Source organism: Pseudoalteromonas sp. SG45-5, from assembly GCF_014164085.1.
Taxonomy (GTDB): Bacteria; Pseudomonadota; Gammaproteobacteria; order Enterobacterales; family Alteromonadaceae; genus Pseudoalteromonas; species Pseudoalteromonas aliena.
Genome location: NZ_JACJEM010000025.1, coordinates 49,143 through 59,165, shown reverse-complemented (window position 1 = coordinate 59,165; position 10,023 = coordinate 49,143). Strand labels below are relative to the sequence as shown.

Here is a 10,023-nt window from a genome sequence, read left to right as displayed (position 1 = left end):
AGGCTAAAGCACTTCCGTGCTATAGCGACAAGGTACGATAAATTGAAATTACAGTTTGAGAGTATGTTAGCGCTGGCATGTGCAATGATTTGGCTACCAATGTGAAAGATCAACAGCCCCTAATAAAATAGCTGAAAACAATGGTGTTTTATTGCTGCTCAATGGGGAGGATGATGGCACAAATACAGCTGCTGAACTCGCGGGCCAACCGTTGTACTATAGTGAGATGCAGGTAGAAGGAGGAAGCTGGTACATTAATCAAAACTACGAGCATCGTGATGCCTCGTATGAGGAGATATTACATCTTGTCCATGATTATGGAATTGGCGTAGATCAAAATACTACTTTTAACGGTGTATTGCCAGTATACCAAGCGAATATAAGAGCAGCACAAATAAACGCTTTATCGGATAAACTTTGGGCATGGTCTGCAGAGCAGGCTAGTTGGATATCTGAATTAACGGCAGAAAATAGTTTGTCACAAGAATATTTAGCTTCAGTCGTTGATAGTTATTACGGTCTTTGGGGGGCCAATAAAGAGAGTTCATTTGGTATGTGGGGAGTGTACATAGCTAAGACTCGTGATGACTTGGCTTCTAAAGATCCACAAGGGTTGGATATTATGGATAATAAATTTTTTCATCCATATCTAACCTACAATGCGCGTATTGATGAAAGCTTTATTGGAGATTTTAGTTTGAGTTTTAACGCAAACCTACCTTATACCCATCATTCTCAATATTTAAAAGATGTCACTTTGACAGGTAATAACAGCAGTAATGTGGTTGTTAACAAGTTTGATAATAATATCACTGGCAACTCAGCACAGAACACAGTGATATTTTCAGGTTCATCATCTGTTTATCAAGTTAGTTATGAAAATGATCGCGTGATTGTGCAAGACATGCGAGATAATCAAGATGGTCTTAATGCACTTACGTCTATCGAAAAACTACAGTTTTCTGATACGACAGTAGATGTACCTGATTCTTAAGTGTACGAATATAGGTAAATAACCTGAACTTTGGATTGTAAACCTATCTCAAGCAGCTATTTTTAGCGCTAACTGCGTTGGATTTGCTTGCAATAGGCCAACTATTGACGCGTAAATTCGCCTTGCTTTCACTGAAAATCTCTGGCTAGAGAAAATAAATTTAAATATCAAATAATTCAATATATTCGTAAATATCTTAACCAGAGTTCAGGTTAAATAATACCAATTGCATTAAATTAGTGAGCTATTATAGCGATAAGAAAACAGCGCAATAACAAGGCTAAAATTATGATACATAGTTGTTCTATATAAATAATTTTTAACGTAGTTAATGAGTTATTTAATACGCTAGAATGGTCATGTTTTTAATAAAATTGGTATAACATATTAAAGGAAAGACCATGGTCGAAATTTTAGAGTTAAACGAGTTATTAAAAGCAATGCTGCCAGCGCTTAAACAAAGCGAGTATATTTTTGTTGTTTAGCTGGGAAGTTGGCCGATTATGTTCATTTAGAGCCACTTGCCACTTATGTAGAAGAAGGGCTAACTCTTATTTTAAAAGCTGAAACTGCCGACAAAGCAGGTATTACTTACGAAGGTAAATATAATTTAATTACCCTTAATGTACATTCAAGCTTAGAGGCCGTTGGGCTAACTGCTGCAGTATCTGCAAAGCTCACTGAGCATAATATAAGTGCTAATGTGGTCGCTGCGTTTTATCACGACCATATTTTTGTACAAACAGACAAAGCACAAGCCGCGATGAAAGCGCTTGGAGAGATTGGTTAGGGTTTTTGTAAACTATAGATACTATTTAAAAATATACGGAAAAATATATGGATGTTTCAAATCACGCTAGCAAGTTTAATCAATGGAAAGACACGTATAATTGGGATACATGTAAAACGAATAGAAAAGAATATGGTCAGTTCATAGCCCAGTTTTTAACTTCAGAAAGCCGGGTGCTCAATCTGAATGGTATTTATGGCTCTGGTAAAACAGAATTTATTAGACGCTTGTATGTAGAGCTTGCTCAACGTAACCATCCTGTTGTATACATTGATGTTTGGGAAAGTGACTTTTCAAATAACCCCCTTGCTGTTATTTGCAGCGAGTTATTACAGCAAATTGAGTATGTTTTTAAAGAAAAGGCTCCCAACGGAAAAGTTAAAGACAAGAAAAACGCTAAAGAAAAGTTTAATCATTTAAAGAGCCGTTTAGGAGTTTGTTTAAAATATGCAGAGTCTGCGGTTTTGTTCTCTGGCGATCCTATTACAATTGCAGCGACCAAAGCTGCATCCAAAGCAATTGAAGTGACTCCTAATTTTAATGCCTCAACACAATCACAGATGTACACTGAAACGATTCAAAAAAACCATATAGAATCTATCCAGGCAGTTAAAGATATAAAAGAATATTTAACCTATTTATCTGAACTAATTGAAATCATTTATGCGTTGAATATACCAATAGTTATTTTGATCGATGAACTAGATAGGTGCCGTCCAAATTATGCTATTGAAATTTTGGAGGTTATTAAGCACTTTTTCGAAACTGATGGGTTTACCTTTTTAGTTGCTACCAATACAGAAGTCCTAGAACATTCAGTGAAGTCAATATATGGGATTGACTTTGACGCACAACTTTATTTACGTCGTTTTTTTGACCGAAAAATCACTTTACCTCAATTGTCTATGATGAATTACTTAACTTCGAAAAATTTAGATTTTGATAAATATAAGAATAAGAAAGTACTTCTTTATCCATTTATTGTGATCAAACTATCAATCTAAGTGTGTTTGCGAGCTTATTTGAAAGTAACAAAATTGAGCTAAGGGGTATTGAACAAATATTAAATAGATTTTTTGTAAGCTTAGATTATGCGGTAAATCAACGAAAATCATCGGAAACTTTAATAAACACAGTTGTACTTATGCTTGGGTTAATAGAGCAGCATTTAGACAAAGTAGAACAAGTTGAAAGAACGAATGCAGAAAAAGCTTATTTTTCAGTTACAATTGAGCGCCCTATTAAAGATTTGATTCAGAGTATGTTTAACTGTATAACGATTACTCAAGCTCTTCGATGCCATTCTAAAGGCGGAAGAATTACAGAGTTTGGACACCCGCACACTATGCTTATTGTTTAATCAAGTAACTTTTCAAAAGTGAAGTCAACAAATCATCAGAGCTTAGAATCTACAATTGCAAGAATGATAAGTTATTTTAATGATGATAATTTTAATTACTGGATGTGGGAAGACTATCAAAAAATAATTCTATTATCTGGTCATATAGAATAAAAAAAGTCGTCAGGTTAAACCGATTAGGTGCGGACTGATATAACAACAATCTGAGTAATATTAACATTAGCCCGTCGGGTGGCGCTTCGCTTAACCGACCTACGTATAAAATAAAAGCGTGGTGTAGAGAGGGTTATATAAAAACACCGAGTTTGTTCACTCGGTGTTTTTATTGGTGCCAAATAGCGGGTGCTTGTTCAGCTTGTAAAACTTAAACTACATACCCACTAAAACCTAGGGCTTTAAAATACAGCTTCGGAATGCCAAATTTGCACTCATTTAGCAGTTCGCTAAAGCGCATTCTATCAAGCGGGTAAAACTCATTTTCTAAGTCGTGCCCTGTTTGTGTTTTACCTGTTTCGGTTAAACCCAATTGCGCGCACGTTGTAAGCTGGGCTTCGCGCTCAAATGAAGTTTCGGGGCGCATTAGATCTGCAATATAAAGGTTGGCGTCTTTTTTAAGGCTTCCTTTAATCGCTTTTAGTAACTCTTTTTTATCGCCGTTATCTTGTACAAAATGCATTACCAATAAACATAAAACGGCATCGGCTTTAACCGATAATTTATTAACAGGTCCGTTATGAATATTAACGCGGCTTGTTATGCCTTGTTCATCAAATTGCTGCTGTGCGATAGCAAGCATATCGGCTGATGTATCTTGCGCAGTAAATTGCCATGTAGGGTTTAGTGCAGCCAGTGCAAGTACTTCTTTGCCTGTGCCTGCCCCTACTACCAAAATATGTGCATTATCGCTTAGCGTTGCTTGTAGTTGCGCATTAGTGAGCTGATGTAATAATTCATAACCAGGAACTAAACGGGTTATGCGGCTATCGTATTGTGTTGCTTGCTCGCCTGTAAACGTTGGCATTGTATCTCCTTGTTTTCAGTAATGTTGCTTATAAAACTTCAACTGTGGAATATCCACCTGGCTTTTTGGCTACATGCACTTGAGTGGCTACACGCTCGCTCATTTGTGTTACGTGCGATATAACGCCTACTTTTCTGCCTTGTGCTTGCAAAGAATCCAAAGCGTCCATTGCAATGCTTAGGGTTTCGCTGTCTAACGTACCAAACCCTTCGTCAATAAACAAAGAATTGATTTGTACTTTGTTTGATGAAAGCGATGCTAAACCAAGCGCAAGCGCTAGCGATACTAAAAACGATTCACCGCCTGAGAGTGTATTAACAGAGCGTTGCTCGTCGGCCATGTCGCGGTCGATAATAGCAATGTCGAGCGTTTGCGCTATGGCGGTTAATTCGTAGCGCTTGTTTAGTGTTTTTAAGTGGCTGTTGGCATAGTGCAGTAATATTTTTAACGTTTGTGTTTGTGCTAAGTTACGCATGGTTTTACCCGTTGCATCGCCCAATACTTTATTAAGCAAGTGCCACTGCTCTACCTGTGTTTTAAGCGTAGTTAACTCCGCTTGTTTGCCTTCAAGCGCTTTCGCATTTTGGTTGTGTTGCTCAATAGCGGTATTAGTTGCTAGTAATGAATTTTGCAGCTGCGTTTGTTGCTCATTTAAGCTGCTTAATTGCGTACTTAAAGCCTCTGCACTTTGTGTTGGTTTATCGCTACTGTTGTGTTTTTCAAGTGTAAGTTGCTGCTGTTTTAATGCGGCATTTTCATCTGTTAGCGCTTGAGTTAACTGCTCGTGTTGATTTAAATGCGCTTTAATAGTCTCGCTACTTAGCGTTAGTAAAATTTTGATCTGCTCATGCGTTGCATTGCTAAATTGCGCTTTAAAGTCGCTAAACCACTCGTTATAACGTGTTTCAAGCGTTGCTAGCTCTTGGCTGTTTTCAAGTAAGCGTTGCTCTGCATTTTTAAGCGTTATAGCGTGCTCGTCTCGCTGCTTAATAGCATCATCATGTGCTTTTTGACTGGCTTGAACCAGCGATTGCTTTTGCTCTTGCTCACTGACAAGTTTTGCTTGGTAGTCGTCTGCGCTTATTCGCTCGTTATTAAATAATGCTAAGCGCTCACTTTGCACAGTGCTTAGTATATTTTTAGCTTTTATAAGCTCCTCGTTAAGTGCTTTTAACGATTGCTCGCTTTTACTTACAAGCGGGGTAAGCTGCTTTATTTGCTCACTAGCTGTGTGTTGGCGTTTTTGGCTCTGCTCAAGTTGCGTTTGAGTTTGCTGGTACTGCGTAACCAGCTCATGCAACTGGGTAAGCTCAAGCGTATTGGCTTGTAGTTGTTGCCAAAAATCACTGTTTTCAAATTGACTATTAAGCGTTGTATCCAGCTCACTAATTTGCGCACTTAGTTCGCTATGCTTACTCGTTATTTGGTTTTGCTGATGTGTAAGCTCAAGCTGTTTATTACTCAATTGCTGCTGTACTTGCTGCTCTGCTTTGAGTGCTGCTTGTAGCTCATTTACTTTGGTTTGCAGTGTACGCTGGCGTTTTTGTTGCTCAAAGTATTGCGCTTTTTGCTCCGTTAACTGCTTATAAGTGACTTCAAGCTGGTCGGCCGTTAAGTCGTTAAGCTCGGTACGTGCGCCTTGCATGGTATTTTTAATATCAAGCTGTTTAGCTTTTGCTGTTTCTATTACTTGCTCAAGTTGTCCATGTTCAGCAGTTAATACAGCATGTTGAGTTTGATGCTTATGCAGCTCACTTTGTGCATGCTCAAATTGCTTTTTAGCAGTAGTAAAAGCATTTTCAAAATCAGTAATTAAGTTATTTAATTGCTGATTTTGGTTTACCGCGTACGGGTGCTCAGTGGCGCCACATACTAAGCAAGGTTCATTAGGGCGAAGTTCAGTACGTAAATGCTCTACGTTTTCGCTGGCTCTTAAGCGCGCTTGATTAAGTGCGTATTCGCTACCTTTAAGCGCTTGCTCACTGGTTATTAAATTTTGATTAAGTAAAGCATGAGCTTGCTGGCTTTCATTTAACTGCTGATTAAGTACTTGTTGGCGTTGCGTGCTTTGTTTTAGTTCTGTATTAAATTGCCCATAACGCTCGCGTTGCTCTTTTAAGTAATCAATACTCTTTAGCTGCGCGTCGCAGTACTCTGCATTAAATTCATTAAGCTGAGTATTTAATGCCTGTAAAGTTGATTGCTCACCACTAAGTGCCCCCTCGCACTGCTGTACTTTATTATTTTGCGTATTTAAACGCTCGTTCTGATTTGCAAGCTCGCTATTAAGAGTTTGGCTTTGCGTAGCGTTTGCGGTTAATTGCTGCTGTGCATTTAAGTAGGTATTAAAGCTTTGCTGATAGTAGCTCCAGTCTTTTGCTAAAACATGCAGCTGTGCATGCTCATTAAGCCATTGCTGGCTTTTAGTTGAGTCGGTATTAGCGAGTTCAAGCTCGTTATTGCTTTGTTTAAGCTGTTGTTCGAGCTCATCAAACTGAGATTGCTCTTTGGTTATTTGCGACTCAGTACCTTTTACAGCTTGATCTTGCAAGGCAATGTTACTGTCGAGCTCTCGCGCTTTAGCGATAACGGGCGCTGCATTTTGTTTTTGCTCATTGGCGTTATTAAGCAGCTCGGTATGCTTAGTAAGCGCGGTATTACGCTCGTTAATGACCGCTAAATGATCAACATTTTTAAGCGATGAAATTTGAAGATCCAACGCCGTATTTTGATCGGTTAACAAAGTAAAACGGCTGCGGTTATCTTTTATTTCAAGCGCCTGCTTAGCTTGTTTTGCCTGCTCGCTTTGTGAGGTAATACTTTCAAGCGCTGAGCTTGCTTGTTGCTGGGTTTGCTGTGCTTGCAGTAAGTTTTGCTCAAGCACTGTAGCTTGCTGATACCAGTTAAGTGCTTTTTCGGTTTTGGATAGCTCTTTTTTAGTGTGTTCTGTTTGCACTTTTAAATCGGTTAACTTGCTTTGTCGTAACTCAAGTTCTTCTGGTGTTAGCAAAGTATAGCTTTCAAGGCCTGCTTTAAGCGCTTCAAGCTTTGCTACTTGCTCCTTATGGCGCTCAAAAATACGCACGCCAATACGGCTAAATTTATCAGTGCCTGTTAAGCACTCTAAAAGTTGCGCTCGCTCATCGCCAGTGGCTTTTAAAAATGCAGCAAACTCATGTTGTGCTAAAAGTACGGCACGGGAGAACTGCTCAAAGTTAAGCCCTATTTTGCTCTCTACTTCTTTTATTGTGTGACTTTTGTCAGCTATAAGGGTTTCGTCTGGCAAAGTTACTAAGGTGTGCTCTGCTACTTTAAGTTTGCCTGTTACTTTCTTATGAGTGCGTGAAATTGTATAGCGCGCGCGATACAGCTGTTTATCTTGTCCTAAAAAGTCAACCTCGGCGTAGCCTTCCCAGGTACCTTTGCGTAGTAAATTACGCGCGTCATTGAGCTTTATGCTGTCGCCGTTAAACTCAATTAAATTACCTTTATCGCCACGTAAACGTGCTGTTTTAGTATAAAGCGCTAAACAAATGGCATCTAAGAAGGTACTTTTACCAGCACCTGTATCGCCTGTTATCGCAAATAAGCCTGCATCTTTTAATGGGGCTTGAGTAAAGTCTATTTGAGCATCAACTATTGAAGCTAAATTATGAATACGAACTGCGGTTATTTTCATAGTTGTTCTTGCTCCATAAGCTCGTTGATCACGTCACTTAAAAGTGCTTTTAGTTCATCGGGAACACTTTGCCCTGCCATGTCTTTATCGTTTGCAAATGCTTGTTCTAATAAATTAAGGGGATTGAGCATTTCAACTTCGCTTAAATCTTCAAATACGGTGTCATCTTGATTATTAGCGGATTGCTCACGTACGCGTTCAATACCACAAAATTTAATATGCTTGCCTTCAAGAGCTTGTTCTATTTGTTCTCTGAAGGTGGTGTCGGTATCGCTTGATTTAAGTTTTACCCGTAAATAAGGTGCTATTGTATTTTGTGTCGTGTCGAGCACTTTAATTTGCTCGCATAGTTCGCTTAATGGTACACACTCCCCTTTTGGCAAAATAATTACATCGGCAGAGCGCGGAATGTAAAGGGGGTTTACAGTCGTACTAATATGTTGTTTTTCATCAGTTATAAACTCAATAATATTTACTTGGTGCGTGTAATTACGCTCTGAAAACGACATCGGTATTGGTGTGCCGCTGTAACGAATAACATCACTTTTAGCGACTTGTTGCGCTTTGTGTAAATGGCCAAGGGCGACGTAGTTGGCCTGTTTACCAAATACATTGGCTGAAATAGACTCTTCACCACCTATTACTAAGTTACGCTCAGAATCACTGGAAATATCCCCGCCTTTTGCATGTAAGTGCCCCATAACTATTAATGGTGAGTGTTGCTCATTTATATGAGCGGCATGCTCTAGGGCAAGTTCGTAAGCTTTTGCAACGCCTTGTGCATAGCTAGAACCGTTTTGAGTTTGGCTGATTGAACTTACATCGCTTGCGCGCAAAAAAGGCATAGCGACGATTACAGCACGTTTACCATTGGTATTTATGGTAATAACTGCTTTATTAGGTGTTGCGACATCAAAGTGCCCTACTACGTGAGTATCAAACTGAGCAAGCAATGGTTGCGCGGCCAAAATACGATTTGCAGAGTCATGGTTGCCGGCAATAATAATTACGTGTAATGCTGGGCACTGTTTTTTTGCGTCTTTAATAAATTGGTATAATTGGTTCTCGGCGTTAGCACTGGGTGTTGCTGTATGATAAATGTCGCCAGCAACTAAAAGTAAGTCTATTTGTTGTTCAACAAGAGTGGCTAATAACCATGTAAAAAAAGCTTGATGTTCAACACGGCGGTCGTGTTCATAAAATTGTTGGCCAAGGTGCCAATCTGAGGTGTGGAGGACTTTCATGCTGCGCTCTTAAAAAACCAATAAGAGCGCCAATATACCCAAGGCATTTAAAGATGCAAGCCTAGGGTAGCCTTTAACTTAGGTTAAACTGTACCAAGCGGCAAAAATAACCGGTAATGTTAAAAATGCTACCAGTAATGGAATTTTCAATGTTCTGGTTTGTTTTGTTTGCAATGCTTTTAACGCATTAGTTTCGTTACAAGCCGCTACTTTATCAATGTAGAAATAACCAGAATCAAGATACTCTTTGCAATTGTTCTCATTTGCTGGAATTGCAATTAGTTCTTGTTGTTTTTTTAGGATATAAAAATCCATGAGTCCACCGCATTTATTGCTACTAATCTATATTTATTTGAGGGTAAATGTGACGAATTTATTTGCCTCAAATAAAAGGGTGGGCGATTTTAAATACAAACAGCATTAAAGATCAATAAAAATATTAACTATTTTTAATTTATCGTGTAAATAGCCAATATTATTGAGATTGCAGCAATATTTGCGCCAATAATAATACGTTTCTTATTACTTTTTTGCATGGATGGGAACCTTTTTAGCGCATCTTGTTTATTGCATGCAGATATTACATTTACAAATTTGTAGTTGTTAGCTTGGTAACTTTCAAGGATTAACCTTTGTGCAGGAATTGCTTCGAGTTGCTGCTCTTTTTTTATAATATAAAACTTCATAGCAATCTCCGCTATCTAAAAAGACACACTCACTGTAACGAATAGGGATGAATTAGGCCTGAACTTTTAAGTTGAGGTATTTCTCTTTTTTTGGTTCCACTGAATGTGTTTTGTAAACCCCCTTTACAATTTTTTCTGTGTATTTTAGGTATATTGATAACGATAAAAAAATGATGTGAAAAAATAGTGAATATCAACGTATAAAAGCAGCACTTTATCGCTAATCTATTGAAGCTAAGCTGTTATTTT

At 38.4% G+C, this 10,023-nt stretch carries 8 protein-coding genes and 2 pseudogenes; 5 read left to right on the top strand and 5 right to left on the bottom strand.

All coding sequences use genetic code 11. From position 1 onward, the window contains the following. The 5 genes and pseudogenes from H5119_RS20480 to H5119_RS20475 all read left to right on the top strand — a co-directional run. Positions 1-105: pseudogene (locus tag H5119_RS20480) on the top strand (IS5/IS1182 family transposase); the annotation flags it as partial. 46 nt (positions 106-151) lie between these two features. Continuing rightward, on the top strand, positions 152-994 hold the full coding sequence (locus H5119_RS10075; protein WP_182702136.1) for a hypothetical protein: 843 nt from the start codon (positions 152-154) through the stop codon (positions 992-994). Between the two features lie 401 nt (positions 995-1,395). Continuing rightward, positions 1,396-1,784 (top strand): annotated as a pseudogene (locus H5119_RS10070) (ACT domain-containing protein). A 47-nt stretch (positions 1,785-1,831) separates the two neighbouring features. Continuing rightward, positions 1,832-2,788: a KAP family NTPase gene (locus tag H5119_RS10065; RefSeq protein ID WP_259399048.1), complete on the top strand. Its 957-nt coding sequence runs from the start codon at positions 1,832-1,834 to the stop codon at positions 2,786-2,788. A 140-nt stretch (positions 2,789-2,928) separates the two neighbouring features. After that, positions 2,929-3,144, top strand: coding sequence for a hypothetical protein (locus H5119_RS20475; RefSeq protein ID WP_259399049.1), 216 nt, complete (start codon positions 2,929-2,931; stop codon positions 3,142-3,144). Positions 3,145-3,508: 364 nt separating this feature from the next. Here H5119_RS20475 and H5119_RS10060 read toward each other — a convergent pair whose 3' ends face one another. From H5119_RS10060 to H5119_RS10040, 5 genes are all read right to left on the bottom strand, one after another. Continuing rightward, positions 3,509-4,165, bottom strand: a complete 657-nt coding sequence (locus H5119_RS10060) for a class I SAM-dependent methyltransferase (protein WP_182702135.1) — start codon at positions 4,163-4,165, stop codon at positions 3,509-3,511. Positions 4,166-4,193: 28 nt separating this feature from the next. Next, on the bottom strand, positions 4,194-7,844 hold the full coding sequence (locus tag H5119_RS10055) for an AAA family ATPase (protein WP_182702134.1): 3,651 nt from the start codon (positions 7,842-7,844) through the stop codon (positions 4,194-4,196). Further along, positions 7,841-9,088, bottom strand: coding sequence for an exonuclease SbcCD subunit D C-terminal domain-containing protein (locus H5119_RS10050; protein ID WP_182702133.1), 1,248 nt, complete (start codon positions 9,086-9,088; stop codon positions 7,841-7,843). The genes H5119_RS10055 and H5119_RS10050 overlap by 4 nt, the downstream gene beginning before the upstream one ends. A gap of 78 nt (positions 9,089-9,166) precedes the next feature. After that, positions 9,167-9,403 carry a hypothetical protein gene (locus H5119_RS10045; RefSeq protein ID WP_077535400.1) on the bottom strand — a complete coding sequence of 79 codons (237 nt, stop codon included), beginning with the start codon at positions 9,401-9,403 and terminating at the stop codon, positions 9,167-9,169. 134 nt (positions 9,404-9,537) lie between these two features. Next, a complete protein-coding gene (locus H5119_RS10040) occupies positions 9,538-9,774 on the bottom strand; it encodes a hypothetical protein (protein WP_182702132.1) in 237 nt (78 codons plus the stop codon). Positions 9,775-10,023: the final 249 nt, after the last annotated feature.

Bases quoted from the DNA above. Each gene is read 5' to 3' on its own strand.
- H5119_RS10065 (WP_259399048.1), top strand. From the start codon at position 1,832: ATGGATGTTTCAAATCACGCTAGCAAGTTTAATCAATGGAAAGACACG.
- H5119_RS20475 (WP_259399049.1), top strand. From the start codon at position 2,929: ATGCTTGGGTTAATAGAGCAGCATTTAGACAAAGTAGAACAAGTTGAA.
- H5119_RS10060 (WP_182702135.1), bottom strand. From the start codon at position 4,165: ATGCCAACGTTTACAGGCGAGCAAGCAACACAATACGATAGCCGCATA.
- H5119_RS10055 (WP_182702134.1), bottom strand. From the start codon at position 7,844: ATGAAAATAACCGCAGTTCGTATTCATAATTTAGCTTCAATAGTTGAT.
- H5119_RS10050 (WP_182702133.1), bottom strand. From the start codon at position 9,088: ATGAAAGTCCTCCACACCTCAGATTGGCACCTTGGCCAACAATTTTAT.
- H5119_RS10045 (WP_077535400.1), bottom strand. From the start codon at position 9,403: ATGGATTTTTATATCCTAAAAAAACAACAAGAACTAATTGCAATTCCA.
- H5119_RS10040 (WP_182702132.1), bottom strand. From the start codon at position 9,774: ATGAAGTTTTATATTATAAAAAAAGAGCAGCAACTCGAAGCAATTCCT.